Consider the following 25725-nt stretch of genomic DNA (forward strand, 5'->3'; position numbering starts at 1 on the left):
AATCAGCTTTTTTTGTTGTTACTCATTGGTCTCTATTGTTTACTCGTTATTCCTGAGCAGGTTAGCTATTTAGGAATATGTTTTATAAGATTGAGCGATATCTTTATCTGGGTCATTGAATAAATACTATAAGTTTATAAAATGTCACAGCAAACATCACTAAATGATAAACTTATATAGAGCAAAATGAAGGCTACTTAATTTTGTTTACGATTGCTATACCCATACTACATTATGCTTATATTAACTAAATAGAATAAGTTATTGCTTCTGAACTTGTTTAAGGTCAATTCATCATCTAATAAATAAGAAAGCTGAGATGAAATTGCCTACAATGCTTATCTGTTTGGTGGTGAAATCAAAATTATACCCTTTATTACAGATGTTTTTAGTCTGAAGCATGATCAGTTTAATCGCTATGGGCCGTCTGTATAAAAATTATATTCGTTTCATCTCGTTTAATCGAGCTGATTTAGTAGATTTATAACGAGGCTTAAATGCGCATAATCTATAGTGTTATCATTGTCGTGGTTTTCGCGGCTTTATTGGTCGGTATCCCAAAATGGCTCGGGCCAGTTCTGCCTGCATTAACAATTAAACTGATGCCACTTGAGTTGCGCATTGTCGCCAGTGGAGAGGTGCGGTATCAATCATTAGCACGCATTGGTAGCGAACTTACAGGTACGGTAAAGAATCGCTATGTACGAGAAGGTGATCAGGTTAATAAAGGTGATTTGCTCATTGAACTTAATCATGAAGGGTTACCATCGCGCTTAGCCCAACAGCAAACATTACTGCAACAATTATACATAATTAGTAGGCCACAAGCACAAGCTGCTTTAGTTGAGGCGAATCATAATTTACGTCAATCCAGTCGTGAAGCAAGGCGTCGCGAAGCTCTAGCCCAGAAAAACCTGTTGTCTATCGAACAGGTTGAGCAAGCACAGCGCACGGAACTCAATGCAAAAACATCATTAACTTATGCACAGCTAACAGCTGATTCCTTAGCAGCGAACAGCACTGAAGAGCAGTTACTCCAGCAACGTGTTAATAGTGCAAAAGCTGATCTTGCTAAAACCCTTATTTATGCACCTTTTGCCGGACGTATACAAACTCGTAATGTTGAGCCAGGTGATCTCGTACAACCGGGCAAGGTCTTGTTAGAAATTGCTCGTAGTGATGGTCAAAATCGTGAAGGTATTGCGAACGATGGTCTCGAGGTTGTTATTGCATTGGATGAGAAAAATTTTGCTCCCCTGCGATTAGGCCAATCGGTTCAGTTGATTGCTGATGCTTGGCCAGAGGTTTCAGTGGCAGGTATTGTCAGCTTTATCGCTCCAGCAGTTGATAGTGGACGTGGTACTATTGATGTACACATTAAAGTACTAGCTGCCCCCTCTGATAAGCAACATACTTTTCTTCAAGGCATGACCATTTCTGCCAATATTATCGCGGCAGAAAGAGAGCAAACTTTAGTGTTACCTAATGATTACCTCTATAGTTCAAGTGGCAAGACACATGTTTTTCGCTGGACAAACGGCGCTGTTAACAAAACTGAGGTGGTGCTGGGCTTACGTAATTCAACTCACAGTGAAATCGTTTCAGGCTTGGCAGAAGGTGATGTTGTCGTTCAAGCAGACAATCTGATTAATGGTCAGCGCGCTCGTGTAGATTTTGAACAGGTAAAACATGTCATTCGTTAACCGAATTTCCAGTCTAGGTGATTCACTTTGGATTGAATGGCGCATTGCATTACGTTTTCTTGCTGATAACCCGCTTCAAACATTATTAATTAGTGTCGCAATTTCGGTAGGTGCAGCTGTTATCGTATTTATCACAGCATTGATTATGGGGCTGCAAAGTAACATCATCGAAAAAACTTTAGGGACACAAGCGCATATTCGTATTGAAGCCACACAGCAACACAATAATTTATCAGTAATCCCTGAGGGAAAGTATATATGGGTTTTAGAAAACCCTCGGGCACAGCGTTTACAAACCATTAATAACTGGCAAGAAGTGCGCGATACACTCGATAAGTATGCAGCGTTTACTACTGTCTCACCACTCATCTCAGGGCCAGCATTTGCGCAAAAAGGAACAGCGCGTGCCTCTGTAGGCCTAATGGGCATAGATCCTGAGCGCTATACCGGTATTATAAAACTCAAAGACTATCTTATCGAAGGGGACTTTAGTGTTGCAGCCAGTGATGTATTGATTGGTAGCCAATTGGCAGATGATTTAGGTCTGCGAACGGGTGATAAATTACGGTTAGATGCTGGTGATAATCGCGAGTCAGTAATGGAGGTAGCTGGTGTTTTTGAATTGGGTGTGCGTGAACTCGACAGCCGATATGTTTATACCAGCTTAAAGCAAGCGCAAACTTTACTTAATTTACCCGGTGGTATTACGATTTTAGAGTTAAAAATTTCTGATGTATTCAGCGCTGAATATTGGGCGCTGCGCACTAAAAGGTTAACAGGCTTAAATGTTCAAAGCTGGATGGAAAGTAATGCACAGTTGCTTAATGCGCTGAAATCTCAAAGCATGACCACGCAGATGATCCGTGTCTTTGTTGCTTTATCAGTGATCTTTGGCATTGCCAGTGTGCTTGCCGTGAGTGTAGCGCAGCGTACACGTGAAATTGGTATTTTACGTGCTATGGGGAGTTCGCAGAAACAAATACTGAGGATCTTTCTCTGGCAGGGCGGGGTTCTTGGTTTAGCGGGATCATTATTAGGAGTATTGGTTGGCTATACCTTGGTGCAAGTATTTAACTCTATTGACGATCGCTTATTTTTAATTCGTTTGGAGCCTTCAATGTCATTATCAGCAATTATTATTGCGACTGCTGCAGGTGTCATTGCTGCTATGGTACCGGCTAGGCGCGCTGCGAAATATGATCCTGCGGTGGCGATTCGCTATGTCTAAGTTGAACTCGCTTAAAAGCATAGTAGACCAAAAAATCGTGTTGCAGTTACGCAACCTAAATAAAATTTTTAATACTAATACACCGTTAGAAAATCATGTTTTACATGATATTTCGTTGCAGATCAGTCCTGGTGAACTAGTCGCTTTAGTGGGTACTTCTGGTTCTGGTAAAAGTACGCTACTCAATATAATGGGATTGCTCGATATATCTTCATCGGGCGAACTCTGTATTCAAGGGAATTCAATTCAAGGTATGAGTGAACAAAAGCGCACACAGTTACGCAGTGAATCGATTGGTTTTGTGTTTCAGTTTCACCATTTGATCAGTGCCTTCAGTGTGCTAGATAATGTACTGATGCCTTTGATGTTACGTTATGGCAAGCCTTCTGTAGAACAGACTTCCTATGCAGAGTATTTATTAAACGAGGTTGGGTTAGCTAACTTTAAGCATCAGAAAACTAACCGTTTATCGGGCGGACAACAGCAGCGTGTCGCTATTGCACGTGCTTTGGTCACTCGTCCTGCGTTGATTTTGGCTGATGAACCAACGGGTAACCTAGATACTCAAACAGCGGATGAAGTTTTTAGCCTCTTTGAACGTTTTAATGTCGAGCATCAATGTGCGATTATCATTGTTACCCATGATCCACGTTTAAGCTCTCGATGTCTGCGGACGGTTTGTTTAACTGATGGACGTATTGTTTATGATGGTGCTTCAGTAGATTTTAAAATACCTTAACTCATTCCAACGATTGATCTTCATTACAGAACATCGATTACAGGGTGCTTACGGGATAATCAGTTTATGCTTGAGCAGCTAGCCGCGTTTTATCAAAGCTCTGCGGTAGATAAACATCGATTGTTTGTTGCTACCACAAACAGAGTTACAAAGGTTTACCCTAAAGATAACTATGTAAAAACATTCATTGAAACATTAAATAAAAAGCCAAAACAGGGGCTTGATTTTGATTTAGTGACTTTTGGTGCAGATGAAAATCACCATACAATGCCAATTTTAAGTTTTATAAGGGCTTACGTTCTATTTTTGATGGTTATATGATTGACGATCAGACAAGGTTTCGGCCTGCACCTGAGGTTAAATTGCATGTTGAGAAAATATCGAAGAAGTTAGGGGCTAATTTTTTACTTTATGAGAGCATTATTGATTGGTTTGGTTACGACCGACTTTATAATAGTTAATTTGGTATTGATGTTGATAGAGCTATCGAGTTTTTTCTATTGAATACGCAATATTATCCATTATCAGCCAAAGCATGGGATAGCCTAGGAGAGGCATATTTAGTCAAGGGTGAAAAAGAGCGGGCATTGAGTTTATATAAAAAATCATTTGAGTTAAATCCAAACAATAACAATGCTAACGAAAAAATTAAATTATTAAACAGTGACTAATAAGAACAATAAATAGTGGGCTAGCAGTTGTTGCAAGTACTTTAGCTCATTATTCGCAGCTTTTTAGTGATTAATTATGTTTGAAAAACGTACATTTAATGACTTTGGTTTTCATTTATTGGATATAAGCTATCAAGGGATTTCTTTGAAGTCCTAAATATTAGTCGTACGGTTACGTTGTATTACTCATATTAATAGATATGGCTTACAATGTTGTAGGCTTTCTAAAATGGCCCTGCGCCAACGGCATTTATTATATTGCCTTTGGTTGGCGCTTTTTTTGTAGATATTTCGAATGTATTTATCATCAAGATAGCATTAAGTTTTTAAGTAGCATTGGCGTTAAGCGAGGGAACTGAAAGCGGCATGTGGTCTCAGCTTTCGCCATTACAAAGGTATGAATATGGAATTTACGTTAATTTTTATTATGTTATTTATGTTGTCACTTTATTTAGTTGGCTCTTTATTGATTTTTTTGGCTTTATAGATAATTATTTTGGAAAAAATTGTAACGAGAATAGAAAAGTGGAATAAATTTAATGGTCTATACTGGTCTCTAATCACTGCTACCACAGTCGGTTATGGTGACATAAATCCAACAAAAAATTATCTAAAGTGATTTCAATTATAATTGCCTTTATTGGTTTGGTCTTAACGGGGATCATTATTGCTGTCGCGCTTAAAGTGGCTTTATTATCGCTGGAACGTCATGCTGATCAACAAGTTATTGAGCGAATTAAAGCGGTATCTAACCGTTAAATTATAATGTCACTGTTGAAAATTTCTCTATTGTTAGCCTTATTTAAAGGAAGACCAGAATGCAAAGATCGATACTATTGGCATTAATGTTGCTTCTTGCAACAGCCTCCTTAATCGCTAAAGCAGATAAAGCATTGTGTGTCATGAACTTTTTTGCAACAGGCAACGCGGGTATGACACTGGCCGAGATCAGAGCCGCTTGTGTAGGTGATGTTGTTAAGCAACAAAAAGATATTGAACAAACTGAGTTACAGACGAGAACAGGCAGTATTACTGATAGAATAAAACGTGAGAAAACAACTGAGTTTGAGCCATATGTGCTTACCCCTCATAAAATGAATTATGTGCTGCCAGCCATTACAACCAACCGAGTAAATAAAGACGCCTATAGAATATTTGAAGGCTATGAAGAAAATTTGGAAAATGTTGAATCTAAATTTCAGCTTAGTCTAAAAGTGCCTTTAAATCATGAACGTATTTTTATAGAAGGTGATGGACTTTACGCCGCTTTTACCCTTAAGGCTTGGTGGCAAATTTATGCAAGTGGAATATCTAAACCCTTTAGAGAAACCAATTACCAACCTGAAATTTTTTATCTTGCGCCGCTCAATTGGCATCCTTTTGGTGGCAACACCGGTTTCATCGTTGGCGTCGAGCACCAATCAAATGGTCGTGCTCAAGGTCTATCACGTAGCTGGAATCGTGCTTATACTCATTTTCTTTTTGAAAAAGAAAATTTTGCATTATCATTAAAACCTTGGATAAGATTATCTGAAGAGAAAAAAGGCTTTGACGGTGATCCTGATGGAGATGATAATCCTGACATTGCAGACTATATGGGTAATGTTGAGTTAGGGATGGTTTATAAATGGAATGATCTAGAATTCAACTTTAAAGGGCGGCAAAATTTCAGTACGCATTATGGCGCTGCTGAATTTGGTTTTACTTTCCCTTTATGGGGTAAATTAAGAGGGTATGCCACTGTATTCAATGGTTATGGTGAAAGTCTTATCGATTATAACTATAGTCAAACAAGGGTTGGTATTGGGATTTCATTGAGCGATATCTTGTAACGAGCTGTCTTTAACGTATTTAAGATAACCTTTATTCTCTTTGTATAGAAATAAAAAAACACGCGTTTGCTAAGAGTAAAGCGTGTTTTTAATGATTGATGTGGACTCTTAAATAACAGAAAGTTCGACAACAATATTGCCGCGCGTTGCATTTGAGTACGGACATACTTTATGCGCTTTATCTACCATTGTTTGTGCCTGTGCTTTATCCATATCACCTAATGATATCGCTAACTTAACCGCGATACCAAAACCGCCTTCAATAGCACCAATAGATACTTCTGAATTAATATAAGTTTCGCTAGGTAAACTGCGTTTTTCTTCACCAGCAACAAATTTAAGTGCGCCAATGAAGCAAGCCGCATAGCCTGCCGCAAATAGTTGCTCAGGATTTGTGCCTTGACCGTCATCACCCCCTAAACCTTTAGGGGTCGAGAGTGTAAGGTCTAAACGGCCATCGTCAGATTTTGCTTTACCTTCACGACCACCGGTTGCAGTTGCTTTTGCTGTGTAAGCAATGTTTTGTAATTCGTTCATCATTAACTCCAAGTAATCATCATTTGGTTTGTGTGCAAAATAATAGACTAAACAAATACTGATTGCAAATGCTTTGTATGCAAATTAATATATAACATTAAGGAGTAACTTATGCCATTTGAACAATTAAAACTCAAAAACCAGCTGTGTCATCGTTTATATATGGCATCCAATAGTCTTATTCGTGCCTATCGTGAGCCACTAAAGGCGCTAAATATTACTTATCCACAATATGTCGTTATGATGGCATTGTGGGAAGAAGATAAAATAACGATTTCTGCGCTTTTAGAGAGAACAATGATTGACGGCGGGGCAATGACACAAATTTTAAAGAAAATGACGGATAAATGCTTACTAAACATTATTAAAGATGACGACGATAAACGAAAGCGCCTGGTTGAGTTAACAACACAAGGGCAAGTATTAAAAGCAAAGGCGGCAAATATTCCTCATCGCATTCGCTGCGAGTTTAATAGTATCGATAGCATACAAGCCAATCAGCTTATGCAATTACTCGATTTAGTTGTCGATGATCTAACCGATAAAACATAAAGCCTTAGGGATAATTACGGTAGTGTGTGGTAGGTAGAATTGGCTCTTCGTCTTAAAAAATAAAGACTTTTTTGTGCTTAAGTTTATTTTCTTTTCTTGGTGCTGAATGACACTTTTAAATCATTAAAATTATTAGTTAATTTAAAAACTCAACTATAATTTATTTTCATAAGTTGTCATTAGAATTTCGCTATATAACTATAAAAGGTCTTTAAGATGCCATTTTGTCGAAGTGAGCTAATGAAATATAGTAGCCTATGCCTTTTTTTATTAATTTCACCACCATTATTCGCCCTTGAAAAAGTTTCATTACAGCTAAAATGGATGCATCAATTTCAATTTGCAGGTTACTACATTGCGAAAGAAAAAGGTTTTTATGCGGATGAAGGATTTGATGTTGAAATAAGAGAGCGAGACCTTAAATCATCACCCTTTGACGATGTTGACAGTGGTAAAGCTGATTATGGTATTGCTGACTCTAGTGTTGTTTTATATAGGCTTAAAGGTAAACCTGTTGTTATTGCGTCAACCGTTTTTCAAGAAAGCCCATTAGTTTTTATGTCGTTAAAAAGTAAGAATATTACCAGTATTTATGATTTAGCCGACAAACGTATTATGTTTAGACGAAGTCTTGATGATGCTGGCTTAATGGCAATGATGACACTTATTGGAATCGACAGTGATGACTATATTCATATTCCTCACAATTTTGACGATATGGCGCTGATTAAAGATGATGTTGATGTAATGTCAGCTTATAAAACAGATCAAGTCTTAAATTATAAAGATATGGGGATTGCGACTAATATTCTTGATCCGAGTAGTTATGGTATAGATTTTTATGGTGATTTAATTTTTACCCATGAATCAACGGTTAGAAATAAACCAGAAAGAGTCAAAGCTTTTGTAAGGGCAAGTTTAAAAGGGTGGGAGTATGCATTAGACCACCCCGAGGAGTCTGTTGATTTAATTATTGAAAAATATAATAAAAAAGCAGTTAGGAAACACCTTTTACTCGAAGCAGAAGCGACCAAAAACGTTATTAAATTGAATTACGTCCCCTTAGGCACTATGCACGAGCAACGGTTTAAACGCATTGCTGATATTTACAAGAACTTAGCGTTAGTGGCAAATTCAAGCTCACTCGATGGCTTAACATTAAACAGTTATGAAAATTCAGGCCGCCGTTTCACGACTCAAACGATTTTTGTTATGTTGGGCAGCGTAATACTATTAATATTCATTCTTATTGTCGTGATCGTTTTTAATTATAAGCTCAATAAATTAGTCAAAGATAAAACCAAAAAACTTTTATTAAATAATATTGAATTGGCCAATAATATCGAGCAAATTAATGAAAAAAATAGCCAATTAGAAGTCGCTAAATTAGACGCTGATAACGCTAATAAAGTGAAGTCATTATTTTTAGCCAACATGAGCCATGAAATTAGAACTCCAATGAATGGTATATATGGCAGCTTACAACTCTTAAATAAAAAAACAGAAGTGAAAGAGGATAAAGTGCTTATTGACCAAGCGCTATTTTCTACAAAATGCCTACTGACTATTATTAACGATATTCTTGATATTTCTAAAATGGAAGAAGGAAAATTAGAATTTGATGTTATTTCATTTGATTTAATTGAGATAACTAAGTGTGTTATTACTGATTTGTCACAAAACAGTGAACTACAAGCAACAAAAATTAGTTTGAAAACGGGTAATACCTCTCAAAATTGGTTTGGTGATCCTACACGTATACGACAGATTTTACTGAATATTTTGTCTAATTCTGTAAAGTTTACTAAAAATGGCACCATAGATGTGTTTATTGAAAGCAGGGAAGATAATTTGCTCTCTATTGAGGTTAAAGACTCTGGTATCGGTATGAATGAATCACAGCTTAGTCAATTATTTCAACGTTTTGAACAAGCAGATAAATCAATCACCCGTAAATATGGTGGCACCGGTTTAGGTATGGCTATAACTCATGCACTCATCGACTTGATGAAAGGTACGATTAATGTGTCAAGTGTTGAAGGAGAGGGAACCTGTTTTAGGTTTTTTTTACCGCTAGTTAAGGCTTATAGCAAAGATTTTACTGAGATTAATGAGACAACGTCACGGCAATTAACCCCCGACCTTGCTGACTATACGATAATGATTGTTGAAGATAATAAAATCAATCAAATGGTCCTAAAAAAAATGCTGAGTGACACTAACGCTAATCTGCTGGTCGTTGAAAATGGTTTGATGGCGGTTAATGCCTCTAAAGAAACGAAAATAGATTTAATTTTAATGGATGTTCAAATGCCGGTGATGGATGGAGTAACGGCTTGTAAAATAATTAAACAGCTTGCTAAGTGCCCACCTATTATAGCGTTAACGGCGAATGTTATGGCACAAGACATCACCTATTATTTACACTCTGGGTTTGATGCTCATTTAGGAAAGCCATTAGAGTTAGCTCATTTATATCAAATGTTAAGCCAGCAATTGCTAACCGAATCGTAGTATTGGTCGGGGTTGGGATGATTGTCACAAGATTACTTTATTCATCGATAACGAATGACATCTATATTAACTAACACCATAATGATAAAGGAGGATCCATCGTGATCGCCTTTATAATATCAGTACGTGAAATAATACCGACTACTTTGCCGTTCGGCTCTAAGATCGGAGTTGTATGCAAACGATTATTTATTTGCAGTAACGCAATACGCCTGATCTCGGTTACAGGTTCCGCCGTATAAATTTTTGATTGCTCATTTAAAAATAAATTAGCGACACTTTTTGTTTTAAGATTTTTGCCTATAGTTGACCCATGCTTTAAAAGATATTCATAAAGCTGTTGCCTAGACAAACTGCCAACCAGTTGCTGTTGAGTATTAACAATTGGAAATTCTTGATACGCTAACCGTGTAAACTTATTGATCACCTCTGTTAATAAATCATTGGCTGATATGACTTCAACAGGTGAAGTCATAATTTGATAAGCATGACAAATTAATGCTTTTTCATCAGGTTTACCAATGGTGTCATTATAAGCATCAATCGCTTTAGGTGAGGGAGAATATCCTTTTTTATGTAAGGGCGAAAATTCATCAAGTTGTTGAAAAATATTTGTTTGTTCTGAACTTTTCGACTTTTGAACATGATAAAGCTCTTCAAGAGGACCAGAAAAGCTTCTGCCATTAGGTGTGTATATTGCAAACATTATTATCTCCCTTTTACTTATAAATAAAGTTAAATATAAACGCCGATAGATATTATTGACTGATTTTCATGATAAAAGATGAATATGATGGTTGAAAATAAAATTTAACAGCGTTTGTTGATTGAAGGTAATATCAATTCACTATTAATTCTATTCGCTCTAATTCAATACGGGTAGACAATTCAATGTCATTTTTTGGTGACCAAGTTGGATAATTTTTTTGTTGACGCTTAACTTTTTTCAAAAAGCTCAACCTTGCTCTTGATAAGGCGATATTGACCGCCGACATAACGGAGTTTTGATTATCGCTAACAACAATATCAGGCATACCTTTACTATAAATAACAACTCGGCAGTTTTTATCTTTTCCACCTTTTGGCCCGTTAATATCATCAAGGGTCACTTTTATTACTTGTACTCGGTTATAAAATTTATTGAACATACGACGTGCTTTTTGTCTTATCTGTAACAAATTTTCTGTTGAAAGCTTAATTTTTAGATCTGTAATTGTTAATTCCATATTTACCTCGTTTAATGAAGAATAATAATTTGTATTAATATTGATGACCTTCTTAAGTTATAACTAACTATCTAACCCAATAAAAGTCGATTGTAATTGCTTTTTTATCAATTTAAAGTTGATAAGTATTTTGAGGTGCGTATAAATCGTACGACTGATAATAAAAATTTAAGAGGCATTATGGCTAAACTCAATTATCATCATTTGCAATATTTTTATGCAATAGCTACACATGGCAGCATCGCTAAGGCAGCAATAGTTATGGATATAACCCCACAAACGCTTAGTGCGCAGTTAACTTTATTAGAAACACAATGAGGTTATAACTTATTTGATCGCAAGGGTAAGCGTTTAGTGCTCAATGACATGGGACTTATGACGTTTAGCTACGCACAAGAAATATTTAGTTTAGGAGACGAATTAGTACATTCTTTGAAAAATCATTCCACTGACTTTTCTTTTCGTTTTTCAATTGGCGTTACTGATGTTATTCCAAAGGTGTTTTCATTTCACTTATTAAAAACAGTCTACGCGATGAACAATTCGATAAAATTAGTTTGTAAAGAAACAAGTTTAGACGTTTTGTTAGGTGAACTTGCGGTAAATAAATTAGATGCGGTTTTAAGTGATACTTCATTACCCACTGGTTCGTCATTAAAAGCCTACAGCCACCTAGTGGGTAAATGTGGCATGAGTTTTTTTGCGCATCAAGACTTGGCTCAAGTCTTAGCTATTAATTTTCCTCAATCACTTAATGGTCAGCCTTTCTTTACGGCCGGTGAAGGCTCTAATCAACACCTTAGTGTGCTTTTTTGGTTTAATGAACTCAATATATTACCTAAAATAATAGGTGAGTTTGATGATTCGGTGTTAACTAAATATTTTGGTCAAGCGGGTTATGGTGTTTTTTGCGCGCCTACGATGATTGAAAATCATGTGATAGCGCAGTTTGATGTTGAAATCATTGGCAGAACCACTGAAATTACTGAACATTATTATTTAATATCACCTAGTAAGACATCCCGCGGTTCAACATTTGCTTTCACAAGGGAAAAAGCTGTTTACTAAGTCAATAGCTTAGCCTTTGATGCATAACTCAACATCAAAACCAAAGTGGTTTAATTTAGCTGTATAAAATATCGTTTTTGATCATTTCTTTTTGCAGCAATGAACGGCCATTGGTTTCAATGTGATTAAGAAACTCCGTGGCAATTAATGTCTGGCGTTTTGATTTAGACCAAACAAAAAACCAATGGGCATTAATGGGTAATTCTTTTATTGGTAAACGCACCAAGCCACTTTGGCCGCCATACATTAAGGTATGTGCTGATAATATTGATATACCTAGCTTTGACATAACTAAATGTTTAATCGCTTCATTACTTTCAATGGTCATTTTAACGTTGAGTTTTACGTTCTGTTGTTTTAAAAAGGCTTCAATGGCATAACGCGTACCAGAGCCTTGTTCTCGCATTAAAAAAGGTTCCTTGCATAAATCCTCTAAGGTTAAGTTTTTCTTGTTAGCAATAGGATGATCTTCATGTGCTATTGCCACTAGCGGGTTTACCAGAAATTCAATAGATTGTGTTTCGATATCTGATGGTGGATGACTAAACACATAGAAGTCGTCAACACCTTGCTTTAACCGTTCAATCGTTTGCGCTCTATTGCCAATATTTAGCTGTATATCAATATCAGGGTATCGTTCTAAAAAAGGACCTAATAAATGCGGAATAAAATATTTAGAGGTGGTAACAACAGCTAACCGTAATGTGCCTGATTTGAAATCTTTAATATTTCCTATCGCCATATCAAGGCGCGCAAAACTATCAAGCACTTCTACCGCTGTTTTAATTAACTCTAATCCAATATCGGTAAATAATACTTTTCTGTTTGAATAATTATAAAGCGGTGAACCCATCGCTTGTGCTAGCTTTTTCATTTGTATTGATACGGTGGGTTGCGTTAAAAAAAGTGCTTTCGCCGCTTCTTTAATACTGCCTTTATCGTGTACAGCCAATAATATTTCAAGTTGTCTGATGGTGCCAATATGTGCATGAAGTCTGGATTTCATCTTTTTACCATTAAAATAGATGTTTATCTATTTATGATATAGGTAAAATCAATTTTTATCTATCTATGTTTTTTGTCATAATAAGTAAAAAATTAAGAGCTGTTTACAGTTAATTTAATACTGTACTCACACAATAAATAATAAGGTAATTTACAATGAATAAGATGAAAGTCGCGATTATTATGGGTTCTCAGTCTGATTGGCCAGTCATGAAAAATGCGGTTACTGTGCTTGAAGCCTTAGGTATTGAATATAAAGCGATGGTTGTTTCAGCACATCGTACACCAGAGCGTTTGTATGAATTTGCTGAAAATGCAGAAAAAGACTACAGCGTTATTATTGCTGGTGCCGGTGGCGCAGCGCATTTGCCGGGTATGGCGGCAGCGTTAACTTGGTTACCTGTTATTGGTGTGCCGGTAATGAGCAAAGCGCTTAAAGGCATGGATAGTTTATTATCTATTGTACAAATGCCTAAAGGGGTTGCGGTTGCTACACAGGGCATTGGAGAAGCAGGTGCTTTTAATGCGGGGTTAATGGCCTCACAAATCCTTGCAACGAGTAATGTTGAGCTGCAAGGCAAGTTAAAAGCATGGCGAGCAAAACAAAGTGAAAGCGTTTCGTGGGAGGTTGAATAATGCGCATAGCCATTGTTGGTTGTGGTCAACTTTCTCGTATGTTAGCACTCGCTGGCCTTCCTTTAGGTATAAAGTTCAGCTTTATTAATGATACTAGTGAGCAAATTACTGACTGTGTTGACGGTTTAGGTCGCGTTGTTTTCTTACCTGATAATTGGCAGAAAGAGCAAAATATTCATAAGCTCTATAATCTTTTGGGAAAGCCTGATTGTATTACGGTTGAAAAAGAGCAAGTTGATGTAAAGCTATTAGAAGCCTTACAAGCATATTGTGATATTTTACCTAACCCAAAAGCGATTATTGCCTGCCAGCATAGATATCGTGAAAAACAACTGTTAGAAAAATTAGCTATTCCTACTGCTGCTTTTGTATATTCGGTTTCCGCTAAAGTAGCATTGGATACCTTACAACTGCCTGTGGTGGTTAAATCTTGCAGTGATGGTTACGATGGTAAAAATCAGTGGGTTATAAAAACCTTAGCCGACGTTGAACACTTTGATCGTTTACACATTCAAGACTATATTATTGAAGCATGGATGACGTTTGAACGAGAAGTTTCATTGGTCTCAGTTCGGGCTAAAAATGGCGATATTGAACATTATTCTTTAACCGACAATATTAATGAAAACGGCATTTTAAAACAATCAATCGCGCCAGCTACAGACCCAGACAATACCTTAACAGTCAAAGCGCAAGGCTATATGGAAAGCTTACTCAACGAAGTTGACTATGTTGGTGTGATGGCGATGGAATGTTTTGTTATTAACGGCGACTTAGTGATCAATGAATTAGCTCCTCGAGTTCACAACAGTGGACATTGGACTCAAGCAGGAAGTGTAACTTGTCAGTTTGAAAATCATGTTAGAGCAATTGCCGGCCTAGCACTAGGTAGTACAGAGTTGCTGGGCACTTCGGGTATGATTAACCTTATTGGTAATAAACAACCGCCATTTGAAGGACTTTCAGCGTTCTCAACATTACACTGGTACAATAAATCTGTTAAACCCGAACGCAAACTCGGCCATGTTAACTTTTTTGATAGAGACCGAGCAAGTCTCGTTACAAAAATGGATGATTTCAAGCAAGCAGTGAATGATCAGTAATGTAATGGACCGGTCGTAGCAATATAAGGGCTTTCTGGGTTTGTTCGAGATATGAAACATTCATTAGCGTGCACTATTTTGTAGGAAGAATTTTAATGTTGTTTGGACATCGTTTTAAAGATATGAACCTCAAAGGCGATCTGTTTGGTGGGGTAACCACCGCAGTTATTTCCTTACCCTTAGCGCTTGCTTTTGGTGTGGCATCAGGCGCTGGTGCAGAAGCGGGGCTGTGGGGCGCAATAATGGTTGGCTTTTTTGCCGCTTTATTTGGCGGTTCTTCTAGCCTTATCTCAGAGCCTACCGGTCCGATGACCGTTATTATGACGGCCGTATTAACAACCATGATGGCTAAGTATCCAGAAACAGGCTTGGCTATTTCATTTACTATCGTAATGATGGCTGGCGCTTTTCAAATATTGCTGGGTACACTTAAGTTAGGTAAATACATTACGTTAATGCCCTACAGTGTTATTTCTGGTTTTATGTCGGGTATTGGTGTGATTTTAATTATCATGCAGTTGTCTCCGCTGCTTGGACAAGCGAGTCCTGTGGGTGGAGTAACGGGCACTTTATTGTCATTACCTACTCTTTTATCTAACATTAAATTTAGTGAGCTATTTTTAGCTTTACTCACCTTAGGCATTTTGTTTTTCTTACCAAAAAGATACCGAAAATATGTGCCAGCGCAACTTGTTGCATTAGTGTCGGTAACCCTTATCTCTATGTTGTTATTTAACAACGAAGATATTCGCCGAATTGGTGAAATACCGGCAGGTTTACCGTCTTTAGTTATTCCACACTTTAATACTGAAATTTTTACGACCATGGTGATTGATGCCTTGGTGCTCGGCACACTCGGCTGTATTGATACTTTACTGACTGCAGTGATTGGTGATTCATTAACACGTAAAGAGCACGACCCCGACAAAGAACTGCGTGGTCAAGGTATCGCTAATATGATTTCTGGTTTGTTTGGCGCTTTACCGGGGGCTGGCGCAACGATGGGAACGGTGACTAACATTCAAGTAGGAGCGCGTTCACCCTTGTCGGGCATTATTCGTGCTTTAGTGCTTGCACTTGTCGTATTAGTGGCCGCTGGCTTAACAGAACCCATCCCCATGGCTGTTCTGGCTGGTATCGCCGTGTATGTAGGTTTTAATATTCTTGATTGGAGTTTTATTCAACGCGCACATAAAGTCAGTATTCAAGGCATGGCGATAATGTATGGAGTTATGTTACTCACTGTTTTTGTTGATTTAATTGTTGCTGTTGGTTTAGGTGTCTTTATCTCTAACATTATTGTTATTGAACGATTGAGTCGAGAGCAAGCACGCCAAGTTAAAGCGATAAGTGATAGTGATGGCGACGACGTGCCTCTGAACAGTCGTGAACGAAAACTCCTTGAAAAAGCCAATGGCAAAGTGTTGTTTTTCTACCTGTCTGGACCGATGATCTTTAGTGTATCCAAAGCAATATCTCGCCAGCATACGCGGGTTGCTGAATACGATGTCATGATCCTTGATTTAACTGATGTGCCAATGATTGATGAAACGGTTGGTCTTGCACTTGAAAACGCGGTAAAAGATGCGCTTGACGCACAATGTGAAGTGTTTTTATTGTGCCCTAATGAGCAAACGCGTCAACAGCTCGAAAAATGTAATGTTTTAGATTTAGTGCCTAATAAGAATATTTACTCCTTTCGTGACGAAGCATTGCAAGCGGCGTTAACTCGCGTAGAAAGTCATTAATCTCAATAACTGATATTCACCGCTAATATGGCCATGCGTATTTAGAGTACGTTGACCGCACTTGAAGTCATTACACAAAATGTAAAAACTTTAGGTAACAGGTACAATTAATGCGTGAATAAGGTGGGGGGGTGAGATAAATTTAACAAAATAATGCAGGAGATAGCGTTTCCTGGATAAAATAAATATATACTGACCGCCTCGGTCATAAATAAACAATAAATTTTTAGGGATCAACAACATGTACATGATAGTTAAGCACGCCCATCTCACCATAATTATGCTTACGTTTATCTTTTTTATTATTAACTTTGTGTTGATGATGAGAGGGTCTGAGAAGGTTAATAATAAACTGCTAAAGATTGGACCACATATTTTATATACGCTATTTGTTGTCACTTTTATTTATATGATTAGTGTTAATCCACTTAATTTATATCCATTTGTTAATGGTTGGGCATCGTCTAAATTAGCAGGCTTTGTTATCTATATACTCTCTATTACTTTGGCGCTTAAGTGGGCAAAATCAACATTATGGCGTATTGTTGGCTTAGTTAGTGCCGTATTTTGGCTCACGATGAGCGCAAGACTTGGTTTTGCTGATCACCTGAAATCAAAAGGCGCTAGCGAAGACATTAATGCTTATATTGATTTTGGGCAGTCTATGTTGACCACCCTCTGCTAATTTTGTCCATGTCGATTGTAGACGTTTAATTTGATAGACCAACATTGGTATTAAAAGCTAAGTGTTGGTTTTATTGATGTAATGAACTTACCTTGCTTGCGCTGTACAACAATAAAATTAATAACAGGAAAAATAATGAAACACGAGGAACTACCAGAAAATCACGCAGACCCGCTGCTAAAGTTATTGCATCGTTCTATTCGATTTGCAATAAGAATACTGGCCTTATTGATGGTATTAGTGATCTATTGGAGTATTGCTGATGTTGTTTATGTTTTATATTTAAAATTGTCTACACCGCCATACTTTCTCTTAAATATTGAAGACATTCTTCAAACGTTTGGCGCTTTTATGGTGGTATTGATCGCGGTTGAAATTTTTATCAATATTCGGTTATATCTTGGTTCTAATGTTATCCCCGTTGAGTTAGTGGTTGCCACGGCACTGATGGCAGTTGCTCGTAAAATTATTGTATTAGATCTCAAGTTTGTCTCTGCTGAGCAGATAGTAGGTCTTGCGTTGGTTACTATTGCTCTTGGAGTAACATATTGGTTAATAAAGAAGAACAATAAAGATCCTGAAGAAATAATTAAAATAGAAAGATAAAATCAGCTCTTTTTATCGGACTCATTAAACCAACACGTTTTGAACGTGTTGGTTTTTTTTATTCGTAAAATACGAATTAAATGCCATAAATATTCGAGTTTAATAATAATAAAAATCGAATACTACGTTGACACATAGATAAATAAAATTTAAATCACGCGACTCAAATATCAACCGGTTTATTCTTTTATATCGGCCACTTTGTCTTGAGTTTTGAATTCAAAATCACTTGCATCATGGCGTTCATGTAACTGCTGATCTAACTCTCCCCAAGTACGATTAACCATTAAGCCACGTTTAACGGCTGCTCGTTCGCCAATTTCTTCTGTCCACCTTACTAAGTTTACATAAGATTGAGTTTGTAAAAACTCAGCAGCTTCATAGACTTTATTTTGAACTAATGCGCCGTACCATGGCCATATAGCGATATCAGCAATGGTATATTGATCACCACAAATATATTTATTATTGGCTAAATGGCGGTCTAATACGTCGAGTTGTCGTTTGACTTCCAGTGTAAATCGTTCTATCGGATATTCAAATTTTTCTGGTGCGTATGCGTAAAAATGTCCAAAGCCACCGCCCAAATAAGGGCCACTTCCTACCTGCCAAAATAGCCAGGATAAACATTGTGATTTGAGGAAAGGTTCTTTAGGTAAAAAAGCATCAAATTTCTCTGCTAAATAGAGCAGTATCGCGCCAGACTCGAAAATAGGGAGTTTATTATTGCCACTATTGTCAACTAAAGCAGGTATCTTAGAGTTTGGATTTATTGCGACAAATCCTGAACTAAATTGATCTCCTTCCATAATGTCAATTAAATGGGCGTCATATTCAGCTTCTTTGATCTGTAATGCTAATAACTCTTCCAATAAAATGGTTATTTTAACGCCATTCGGAGTGGCCAAAGAATATAATTGTAAAGGGTGTTTACCGACAGGTAACTTTGCTTGATGAGTTTCCCCTGCGATAGGGCGATTAATACTGGCGAACTTACCACCACTGTCTTTATTCCATTCCCATATTTTTGGCGGCACATAGCTATATTTAGACATTTTTATCTCCGTAATTATTATGTAGGCTTTAAGGTTATCATTAATTGATATTGATATTTTTATCGATATTAGCAATAAATATAATAATAATATGCTTACCAAATATTAAAGATATATCATTATCATTAATAATCATGATTTCAATTTCTATCAGGTGTTTATCTTAAAATATTCTATAGTTATATACTTTAGTGTGGATATTGCTTACAAAAAAGTGAACAAGCATGGACGTGTCATTAACTTATCAACAGAATGAACTTCATCTATTTATTTTTATATATAGAATTGGTTAAATTAAGCCATTGGCAACATTATATATAAATTAAAAGTGTCCTTATCTCTAAAAATAATAATGGATTATATAATCATGTCACGATACGTAAATTTATATAAATTTCCTCTATATATTATCTCTGTTATTGTATTGCTATTTTTAATCGGCTCAACAATCATTGGTTGGGATAGCCATAATAAAGTTGAAAAAGCGCTAAAATCTCAAGCAATAGCTACGTTAAAAGTAAGTGTACAAAAGAGTCATTACTTATTAAAAAACATCTGGATAAAGTCTAACTTTTCTTCAATAAAGTCTTGGTCAACTTCCGCTACTATTACTAAGCAAATAAAACAGGTAGTTATTGAACAATCGACAGGAAGTTTAACTTCGTTAGATAAAGCCACTCGGCGATTAACGGCGCTTATAGACCCTTATCTTTTTGTTAAAGGTAACGAGGGCTATTATATAATTTCACCTGAGTATAAAAATATTACCGCTAAATTAGATCATTTAGTTGGACAGCGAAATATTATTGCTGATGAATATTTACCGGAACTTGCCAAAGCTTTTAATGGTCAAATTATTTTTATTCCTTCTATTTTATCCGCAATACCTTTACCCAATTCTGCTGGGGAATTACAGGAACAATATCCAACCACTTTTATTGTGGCTCCGATATTTGATCAAAAAAAACAGGTTGTTGCTGTTATTGCAATTCGTATAGATCCATTGGGCAGTTTTTCTAATATTGTTCAGCAATATCAACAGTGGCAGTCAGGAAAAACCTATTTTTTTGATGCTAAAGCTCGTTTATTAACGGCAAATCATTTTGAGTCAGAACTTAAGTCTACGGGTTCACTTATGAAAGGACAAGCTAGCGCATTGGCTAGATCTTTAACTCAGTCAGTTAAGTCAAAGAATAACCCAAGCTCTCAAACAGCATCATATATCCAACAGGGACAATCAGTATTGCAAGAAGAAGATGCTTATAGTCTGCATACGTATCTAGATTATCAGGGAGAGTCTGTCGTTGGTGTTTGGCTATGGGATAGTGAGTTAGGCTTAGGGGTAGGGGCAGAGGTCGATGAGGTAGACGTACTTCAATCGCAACAAGAAATAGTTTCTGGCTTTTTCTGGCAGTTATTAGAAACAGCTTTAATGAGTATCTTTATATTAGTCATTGGTTTTTATTGGCAAAAGCGCCGTGCGGCCGTTACCTTCGATCCAGAACATTATCTTTACCCAATGCTGAACAATTCCCCTGATGCAATAATATCTTTTAACTCAAAGGGGGAAATTATACGATTTAATAAAGTGGCGAGTTTGTTGTTTTCTGTTAATAAAAAATGGGCTGAAGCGATGTTTTTTGACGATTTTTTTATGTTACATGAAAAGAAATATCTACAAAAATGGATCCAACAAATAGCAAGTGATAGCAATACCTGTGACAGTTTTAGAATTATGCAAGCTAGAGCTAAAGATGCGAGAGAGTTTCCAGCCCGCGTTGCGATAAGTAGCTATAAAAACCAGCAAGAGAATATTTTTACTGCCATTGTTTCTGATTTAAGTACGATAAAACAATTGGAAGGTCGATTGTTGGTACTTGAAAGTGCGGTTGAGCAAAGTCGCTCTGCTATTTTGATAACTGACTTTTTGGGGAAGATTGTTTACGTTAACAAAGCCTTTACTGAAACAACGGGTTATTCAAAAACTGAAGTTTTAGGAAAAAATGCAAAAATTTTAGATTCAGGACATAAAATCGCCGAAAAATATCAGCAACTTTGGCAAAAAATTATCGATGGTAATCATTGGAGTGGTCAGTTATACAACAAGAAAAAAGACGGAAGTTGCTACTGGGGTACTACGGATATTTCACCCATACGAGACCGGAATGGAAAAACAGACCACTTCTTAACGATAAACCAAGATATTAGTGTACAAAAAAGTAATGAAGATAAGCTGTTGAAGCAACAATTATTTCTAAAAGAAGCCGAACGTATTGCTCATTTAGGTTGTTGGGAAAAAGTGCTAAAGAACAATACCATTCAGTGGTCTGATGGTATGTTTATATTGATGGGTATTGATCGAACAACGCCACTGACATCAGAACTTATTGTCAGTTTAGTTCATCCAGATGACCGTTATCAATTTAGAATACATCAACTTAAAGCGTTAAATAAATTAGAGGTATATAGCTTTGAATGTCGAGTGATATTAGAAAACAAGCAATTAAGATACATCAAGACATCTACCGAAGTTAGGCGTGATGTCAATGGTGAAGCCATTAGCTTGTTGGGTATAGTCAAAGATATAACCAGTATCAAGCAAAATGAAATAGAACGCGAAATACTCGATGCAGAAAAAGAACAGTCTCGCCAAGCGACTTTAAATGTATTGCTTGATGTTAAATATCAGCGCAACAGAACAGAAAAAACATTAGCTGACTTAAAAGAGTCTCAACATGAATTAGAACAAGCACGTTTAACCGCTGAAGCGGCAAGTGATTCTAAGTCACAGTTTTTAGCGACAATGAGTCATGAAATTAGAACACCCATGAATGGTGTAGTAGGGATGTTAGAGCTCCTTGAACAATCTGAACTTGATGAAGATCAATACCATTTAGCGAACGTTGCTAAAGATTCTGCATGGGCATTATTACAAATTATTAATGATGTCTTAGATTTTTCAAAAATAGAAGCGGGAAAAATGACCTTAGAGTCAATACCGTTTACTTGGACAGAAATTATTGAAGGTGCATCAGAGCTCCTTTCATCACAATTACAGAACAAAAAATTATTGCTAGTTTGCTCATCTAATCAACACATGACCGATTCTATGTTGGGTGATCCCGTTAGGTTACGGCAAATTGTGCTTAATTTGTTAGGTAATGCGATTAAATTTACGCCTAGCAATAATGAACGTCAAAGCCTTATTGAGGTAAAACTTGATTACTTAGATAACAGTCAAAATAAGAAAATTTTTCGTTTAACGGTCAAAGACAACGGCATCGGTATTAGTGAGGACCAAAAAAAGCAATTATTTGATGCTTTTACTCAAGCTGATAACAGCATTCATCGTGAATTTGGTGGTACGGGGTTAGGCTTATCTATTTGTTCAAAACTAGCTATTTTGATGGGAGGAGAAATTAGCTGCCAGAGCACTATTGGTCATGGAACAGAGTTTCATGTTGACTTACCTTTAATGCCGGCTCAAAAAAACCAGGCATCAACGTTAAGCGTTGAACTCTATAATTTGAATATATTACTCGTTGCTCATGATGAATTAACCGATGTTATTTTACAAAAAGGGCTAACAGCACTTGGCGCGCACTGTTATTTAGCCGCGAGCTCTTCAACAAAAATACCACAACTCATTGCCGATGGAAATTATGATCTTATTATTATTTCTGCAGAGCAAGTGATTAGCCTTTGGCCAGCAGTTAAAGAGCAGTTACTGCCCACCAGTGGCGACGCTATCAACGTGCTAGTCCTTGAACGTTGGCATAATTTTGATCTGCTACTTCCTCATGAAAATATCACCATAATTGCGAGTAATCCGTTCTTACCACAAAAAATTTATTGGTCTATTGCCCGTATTATGGGCAATAAAAACCCACTTATAAATGATCGAAAACTTGAGGTCAAAAACTTAACTATTCCAATTATTACAGAGGCACAAACCGATAATAAACTGATTTTAATTGTTGAAGATAACCTTTACAACCAACAGGTCTTAGAACGCCAACTAAATTTATTTGGTTATGCGGTTATTATTGCTAATCATGGACAAGAAGCGCTTGATCAAATGAAAGAATATTCTTTTTCACTGATCATGACTGACTGTCAAATGCCGATAATGGATGGCTTTGAGTTTGCTAGAAGAGTACGAGAAAGTGAGCCAGAGGGGGGAGCTCAGATCCCAATCATTGCAATTACCGCCAACGCTATGCGAGATGAAGCCGAGCACTGTATAAAACTGGGTATGAATGATTACGTAACTAAGCCGTTGAAATTAAATGATTTAAATTCATTACTTAATAAATGGTTAACCAAGAAGGGACTAGATGATGAATTTGAAATAGATGCCCCTGCTGAAATAACCGATGATGAAGCGAGTGAACTGTCAAATCAACCGGCTATTAATATAGCGGCATTAACCGCATGTTTTGGCGACGATAAATCAGCACAGCAAAGTTTTTTAAAATTTTATCAAGAGCATAGTAAACCATTAATAGCTGAATTAGCAGAAAATATAGCGAATGAAGATTGGAAAAGTGTTGCTGACCTTGCGCACAAACTTAAGTCTTCTACTCGCGGTGCTGGAGCGATATTATTAGCCCATTATTGTGAAAAATTAGAGCTACTCGTTATAGAAGGAAATACACAAGAAATCTTAAAGATAAGTGATAAATTATATTTTGAATTTAATCGTGTATTTGACGATATAGAATTAAATTTTTAACTGACTAATGACTAATGACTAATGACTAATACTATCGTCAATTACTTGCTTAAAGAGAAAGTGGTCAAAGTTATTTATGATTTATTATTTATAGTTATAAATAATAAATAAGTAAGTAAGGGGGCGGTTGATTTTTGAGCGTACTATTCACAAAAACCTTACGGCTTAATTGTATTTTCAATTAAAGGAATATTATTTTCCTTAAACAGCTTAGATATAATGTTTTGGGTTAAAGGTTTAATTAAATAGCCTTTAGCGCCTAATTCAATCGCTTTTTTAACTATTTGTTTATTCTTATTGCCTGTTAACATGATCAACGGTGTATCAAGATTTTTTCCATTGGTTTGTTTCATTTGGCCCAAAAGATATAACCCGTTAGTATCTGGTAGGCTAACATCGAGCAAAACAATATCGAAATGTATATTGTTAAGAGCAAGCAATGCTGTTCTTCCGGTACTAGCGGTTTTGACATCTAGCTTATATTTATTCAGTAAAGTATTTGTTAAATGTATGCTAATGGGATCATCTTCTACTAATAACAATTTAATAATACGCGAATTGTTATTATTTTGTATCTTCTCTAGTTCTTTCTCAGCATTCTCACTACTTGCATTGTAAAGTTTGTTAAAAGACGTTGGCGGGTTAATATCATTATTATTTTGAGCGTTATTTTCCAGCGCATTAATTAATCCACTTAACAAATCTAATGCTTTATTTTGTAATTCTACCAATCTGGGGCGAATTTCGTCAGAGCGTATTGACGCTAAAATATTTTTAACAACACCAAGGTTAATGTCAACATTGTGATGACATTTAATTTGTTCTGTGGCTTTGTTAATAGAATTTTCAACGTCGGTAATACTTTCTTCAAAAGACAGTCTAAGCTTTTCCTTTAGCTCTAGGCCATGCAGTACAGTTTCTCTAATTTCTTTTGCGTAAGACACTTTTTGATAAATATATTCTAATGCCACACTTTTTTTCAGACCTACTCCGAGTTTAGCCAGTAAATTTGAACACACAACAACCGCACGTTTTTTCTCATAAAGTGGATTTGTAATTATATAATCATCAATAATATCATTCTCGTAAGCTTCATATGCTTCATTTTCTTCCCCTGCAGAAATAACAGAGATAATAAAGTGCTCACAAGTTGGCTTTACTAATACAGATTTAAGCGAACTATAATAGATCATTAAAGATCGTTGAAAAGTGGTTGTATCGATAAGAATTATTTTAGGTGTTTCATCTTGAAGCTGATTTTCAAGTGCAGATAAAGCGGTAACGACCAGTACTTTATCAAAGTGATCAATTAAGACTTTAATTAATAACTCGCTATCGCCACGCTCAGCGGTATATAAAATAATGTTGTGATGTTGCAATTGCTCTACTCCTTAAGCCAAAAATCTACTCTTAACTTCACTAAGTTCGACATTTTATTATTAATTTTAAGGTACTTACATTTATCGAATATAAGTTAGCATTTATACCTTCCTTGCTAATATGAGTATAACCTAACATTGTTATCAATACTTTGGATATCTTTCATATCATGAAGTCGTTCAATATATGAAGATTAAATGTTAAATTATGAGGGAGAAGGCTACAACGAGAATTTTTTTCAGGGTTAATGACAGCGGTTGACGTCATTAATGACGTTTTAGGATATCGCGTATTAGGCTTTGAACATATAATGAAATACGTACACTGTGATGGATTTTTGGGGCAGTAATACTGACACCATCCGTTATCGCCAACACCATGGTATCAATTAGCTATTGGCAATCGTCGCTCAGTATACGTTTAACTTCAGTCGTTCTTTTCCATAAAACGGCATTGCCTCATTGAGCGATGGAATAGGGTTACTTTTAGTTTGATGTATTTATTAATCTTTTGTTGTAATCGTCACTTCAATATTTTTACTGTCGCCAGCAAACCACTTTTGCACGTAAATAGATCCTAAAATAGGCGGCATGCCATTTTCTGGTACTTCTTTATATCGAACACTGTTTTTATTATGTTTCTCAAATTCGAATTTAATGACTTTTTCTGACACCGCTAGCTCAACCTTTATTTAATATTTTC

Annotated in this window: 25 protein-coding genes; 18 read left to right on the forward strand and 7 right to left on the reverse strand. The window is 36.4% G+C overall.

The window, feature by feature from the left end; genetic code table 11:
• Nucleotides 1-497 precede the first annotated feature (497 nt).
• The 8 genes from H4J52_RS13985 to H4J52_RS14020 all read left to right on the forward strand — a co-directional run bounded on the left by H4J52_RS13985 (nt 498) and on the right by H4J52_RS14020 (nt 6173).
• On the forward strand, nt 498-1703 hold the full coding sequence (locus tag H4J52_RS13985; protein ID WP_182181275.1) for an efflux RND transporter periplasmic adaptor subunit: 1206 nt from the start codon (nt 498-500) through the stop codon (nt 1701-1703).
• Nucleotides 1690-2931 carry an ABC transporter permease gene (locus H4J52_RS13990; RefSeq protein ID WP_182181274.1) on the forward strand — a complete coding sequence of 414 codons (1242 nt, stop codon included), beginning with the start codon at nt 1690-1692 and terminating at the stop codon, nt 2929-2931. Before H4J52_RS13985 ends, H4J52_RS13990 begins: the two co-directional genes overlap by 14 nt.
• A complete protein-coding gene (locus tag H4J52_RS13995) occupies nt 2924-3670 on the forward strand; it encodes an ABC transporter ATP-binding protein (protein WP_182181273.1) in 747 nt (248 codons plus the stop codon). The genes H4J52_RS13990 and H4J52_RS13995 overlap by 8 nt, the downstream gene beginning before the upstream one ends.
• Nucleotides 3671-3736: 66 nt before the next feature.
• Complete coding sequence (locus tag H4J52_RS14000) at nt 3737-3991, forward strand: hypothetical protein (protein ID WP_182181272.1); 255 nt, start codon at nt 3737-3739, stop codon at nt 3989-3991.
• 179 nt (nt 3992-4170) lie between these two features.
• Complete coding sequence (locus H4J52_RS14005) at nt 4171-4341, forward strand: tetratricopeptide repeat protein (RefSeq protein ID WP_182181271.1); 171 nt, start codon at nt 4171-4173, stop codon at nt 4339-4341.
• A gap of 496 nt (nt 4342-4837) precedes the next feature.
• Entirely contained in the window at nt 4838-4960 is a 123-nt protein-coding gene (locus H4J52_RS20540; protein WP_182181270.1) for a potassium channel family protein, read from the forward strand.
• Nucleotides 4957-5100 carry a hypothetical protein gene (locus H4J52_RS14015; RefSeq protein WP_182181269.1) on the forward strand — a complete coding sequence of 48 codons (144 nt, stop codon included), beginning with the start codon at nt 4957-4959 and terminating at the stop codon, nt 5098-5100. The genes H4J52_RS20540 and H4J52_RS14015 overlap by 4 nt, the downstream gene beginning before the upstream one ends.
• Nucleotides 5101-5159: 59 nt before the next feature.
• The gene (locus H4J52_RS14020; RefSeq protein WP_259366652.1) at nt 5160-6173 is read left to right on the forward strand and encodes a phospholipase A; all 1014 of its coding nucleotides are present in this window, start codon (nt 5160-5162) and stop codon (nt 6171-6173) included.
• A 108-nt stretch (nt 6174-6281) separates the two neighbouring features.
• Here H4J52_RS14020 and H4J52_RS14025 read toward each other — a convergent pair whose 3' ends face one another.
• Nucleotides 6282-6710, reverse strand: a complete 429-nt coding sequence (locus H4J52_RS14025) for an organic hydroperoxide resistance protein (RefSeq protein WP_182181435.1) — start codon at nt 6708-6710, stop codon at nt 6282-6284.
• A 111-nt stretch (nt 6711-6821) separates the two neighbouring features.
• On the opposite strand from H4J52_RS14025, the gene H4J52_RS14030 reads away from it, so the two are divergent.
• Entirely contained in the window at nt 6822-7262 is a 441-nt protein-coding gene (locus tag H4J52_RS14030; RefSeq protein WP_182181268.1) for a MarR family winged helix-turn-helix transcriptional regulator, read from the forward strand.
• Between the two features lie 240 nt (nt 7263-7502).
• Entirely contained in the window at nt 7503-9776 is a 2274-nt protein-coding gene (locus tag H4J52_RS14035; protein ID WP_182224962.1) for an ABC transporter substrate-binding protein, read from the forward strand.
• A gap of 70 nt (nt 9777-9846) precedes the next feature.
• Here H4J52_RS14035 and H4J52_RS14040 read toward each other — a convergent pair whose 3' ends face one another.
• Both H4J52_RS14040 and H4J52_RS14045 read right to left on the reverse strand, forming a co-directional pair.
• Nucleotides 9847-10482: an HPP family protein gene (locus H4J52_RS14040; protein ID WP_182181266.1), complete on the reverse strand. Its 636-nt coding sequence runs from the start codon at nt 10480-10482 to the stop codon at nt 9847-9849.
• Between the two features lie 133 nt (nt 10483-10615).
• A complete protein-coding gene (locus tag H4J52_RS14045; protein WP_182181265.1) occupies nt 10616-11002 on the reverse strand; it encodes a hypothetical protein in 387 nt (128 codons plus the stop codon).
• Between the two features lie 180 nt (nt 11003-11182).
• On the opposite strand from H4J52_RS14045, the gene H4J52_RS14050 reads away from it, so the two are divergent.
• Entirely contained in the window at nt 11183-11320 is a 138-nt protein-coding gene (locus H4J52_RS14050) for a LysR family transcriptional regulator (RefSeq protein WP_182224963.1), read from the forward strand.
• A 36-nt stretch (nt 11321-11356) separates the two neighbouring features.
• The gene (locus H4J52_RS14055) at nt 11357-12070 is read left to right on the forward strand and encodes a LysR substrate-binding domain-containing protein (protein WP_220461097.1); all 714 of its coding nucleotides are present in this window, start codon (nt 11357-11359) and stop codon (nt 12068-12070) included.
• A 55-nt stretch (nt 12071-12125) separates the two neighbouring features.
• Here H4J52_RS14055 and H4J52_RS14060 read toward each other — a convergent pair whose 3' ends face one another.
• The gene (locus tag H4J52_RS14060) at nt 12126-13076 is read right to left on the reverse strand and encodes a LysR family transcriptional regulator (protein ID WP_182181262.1); all 951 of its coding nucleotides are present in this window, start codon (nt 13074-13076) and stop codon (nt 12126-12128) included.
• A gap of 155 nt (nt 13077-13231) precedes the next feature.
• Between H4J52_RS14060 and purE the strand changes: the two genes are divergently transcribed.
• The 5 genes from purE (at nt 13232) to H4J52_RS14085 (ending at nt 17853) form a co-directional block, all read left to right on the forward strand.
• Nucleotides 13232-13711, forward strand: coding sequence for a 5-(carboxyamino)imidazole ribonucleotide mutase (purE, locus tag H4J52_RS14065; protein ID WP_182181261.1), 480 nt, complete (start codon nt 13232-13234; stop codon nt 13709-13711).
• Complete coding sequence (locus H4J52_RS14070) at nt 13711-14814, forward strand: 5-(carboxyamino)imidazole ribonucleotide synthase (RefSeq protein WP_182181260.1); 1104 nt, start codon at nt 13711-13713, stop codon at nt 14812-14814. The genes purE and H4J52_RS14070 overlap by 1 nt, the downstream gene beginning before the upstream one ends.
• A gap of 95 nt (nt 14815-14909) precedes the next feature.
• Nucleotides 14910-16562: a SulP family inorganic anion transporter gene (locus H4J52_RS14075; RefSeq protein ID WP_220460093.1), complete on the forward strand. Its 1653-nt coding sequence runs from the start codon at nt 14910-14912 to the stop codon at nt 16560-16562.
• Between the two features lie 241 nt (nt 16563-16803).
• Complete coding sequence (locus H4J52_RS14080) at nt 16804-17247, forward strand: SirB2 family protein (RefSeq protein WP_182181259.1); 444 nt, start codon at nt 16804-16806, stop codon at nt 17245-17247.
• A 132-nt stretch (nt 17248-17379) separates the two neighbouring features.
• A complete protein-coding gene (locus H4J52_RS14085) occupies nt 17380-17853 on the forward strand; it encodes a phosphate-starvation-inducible PsiE family protein (protein ID WP_310649666.1) in 474 nt (157 codons plus the stop codon).
• Nucleotides 17854-18032: 179 nt separating this feature from the next.
• On the opposite strand, the gene yghU is transcribed toward H4J52_RS14085, so the two are convergent.
• Complete coding sequence (gene yghU / locus H4J52_RS14090; protein ID WP_182223433.1) at nt 18033-18908, reverse strand: glutathione-dependent disulfide-bond oxidoreductase; 876 nt, start codon at nt 18906-18908, stop codon at nt 18033-18035.
• Nucleotides 18909-19275: 367 nt separating this feature from the next.
• Here yghU and H4J52_RS14095 point away from each other — a divergent pair, with 367 nt between their 5' ends.
• Complete coding sequence (locus tag H4J52_RS14095; RefSeq protein ID WP_182224964.1) at nt 19276-23643, forward strand: PAS domain S-box protein; 4368 nt, start codon at nt 19276-19278, stop codon at nt 23641-23643.
• A gap of 158 nt (nt 23644-23801) precedes the next feature.
• Here H4J52_RS14095 and H4J52_RS14100 read toward each other — a convergent pair whose 3' ends face one another.
• Entirely contained in the window at nt 23802-25022 is a 1221-nt protein-coding gene (locus H4J52_RS14100) for a response regulator (protein ID WP_182224965.1), read from the reverse strand.
• 503 nt (nt 25023-25525) lie between these two features.
• On the reverse strand, nt 25526-25696 hold the full coding sequence (locus tag H4J52_RS14105; RefSeq protein WP_182181236.1) for a hypothetical protein: 171 nt from the start codon (nt 25694-25696) through the stop codon (nt 25526-25528).
• Nucleotides 25697-25725: the final 29 nt, after the last annotated feature.

The organism is Colwellia sp. MB02u-14, assembly GCF_014076915.1.
GTDB lineage: Bacteria > Pseudomonadota > Gammaproteobacteria > Enterobacterales > Alteromonadaceae > Colwellia_A.

Excerpts from the sequence above, each read along its gene's own strand:
- H4J52_RS13985 (WP_182181275.1), top strand. The coding sequence starts at position 498 with ATGCGCATAATCTATAGTGTTATCATTGTCGTGGTTTTCGCGGCTTTA.
- H4J52_RS13990 (WP_182181274.1), top strand. The coding sequence starts at position 1,690 with ATGTCATTCGTTAACCGAATTTCCAGTCTAGGTGATTCACTTTGGATT.
- H4J52_RS13995 (WP_182181273.1), top strand. The coding sequence starts at position 2,924 with ATGTCTAAGTTGAACTCGCTTAAAAGCATAGTAGACCAAAAAATCGTG.
- H4J52_RS14000 (WP_182181272.1), top strand. The coding sequence starts at position 3,737 with ATGCTTGAGCAGCTAGCCGCGTTTTATCAAAGCTCTGCGGTAGATAAA.
- H4J52_RS14020 (WP_259366652.1), top strand. The coding sequence starts at position 5,160 with ATGCAAAGATCGATACTATTGGCATTAATGTTGCTTCTTGCAACAGCC.
- H4J52_RS14025 (WP_182181435.1), bottom strand. The coding sequence starts at position 6,710 with ATGAACGAATTACAAAACATTGCTTACACAGCAAAAGCAACTGCAACC.
- H4J52_RS14030 (WP_182181268.1), top strand. The coding sequence starts at position 6,822 with ATGCCATTTGAACAATTAAAACTCAAAAACCAGCTGTGTCATCGTTTA.
- H4J52_RS14035 (WP_182224962.1), top strand. The coding sequence starts at position 7,503 with ATGAAATATAGTAGCCTATGCCTTTTTTTATTAATTTCACCACCATTA.
- H4J52_RS14040 (WP_182181266.1), bottom strand. The coding sequence starts at position 10,482 with ATGTTTGCAATATACACACCTAATGGCAGAAGCTTTTCTGGTCCTCTT.
- H4J52_RS14045 (WP_182181265.1), bottom strand. The coding sequence starts at position 11,002 with ATGGAATTAACAATTACAGATCTAAAAATTAAGCTTTCAACAGAAAAT.
- H4J52_RS14050 (WP_182224963.1), top strand. The coding sequence starts at position 11,183 with ATGGCTAAACTCAATTATCATCATTTGCAATATTTTTATGCAATAGCT.
- H4J52_RS14060 (WP_182181262.1), bottom strand. The coding sequence starts at position 13,076 with ATGAAATCCAGACTTCATGCACATATTGGCACCATCAGACAACTTGAA.
- purE (WP_182181261.1), top strand. The coding sequence starts at position 13,232 with ATGAATAAGATGAAAGTCGCGATTATTATGGGTTCTCAGTCTGATTGG.
- H4J52_RS14070 (WP_182181260.1), top strand. The coding sequence starts at position 13,711 with ATGCGCATAGCCATTGTTGGTTGTGGTCAACTTTCTCGTATGTTAGCA.
- H4J52_RS14075 (WP_220460093.1), top strand. The coding sequence starts at position 14,910 with ATGTTGTTTGGACATCGTTTTAAAGATATGAACCTCAAAGGCGATCTG.
- H4J52_RS14080 (WP_182181259.1), top strand. The coding sequence starts at position 16,804 with ATGTACATGATAGTTAAGCACGCCCATCTCACCATAATTATGCTTACG.
- yghU (WP_182223433.1), bottom strand. The coding sequence starts at position 18,908 with ATGTCTAAATATAGCTATGTGCCGCCAAAAATATGGGAATGGAATAAA.
- H4J52_RS14095 (WP_182224964.1), top strand. The coding sequence starts at position 19,276 with ATGTCACGATACGTAAATTTATATAAATTTCCTCTATATATTATCTCT.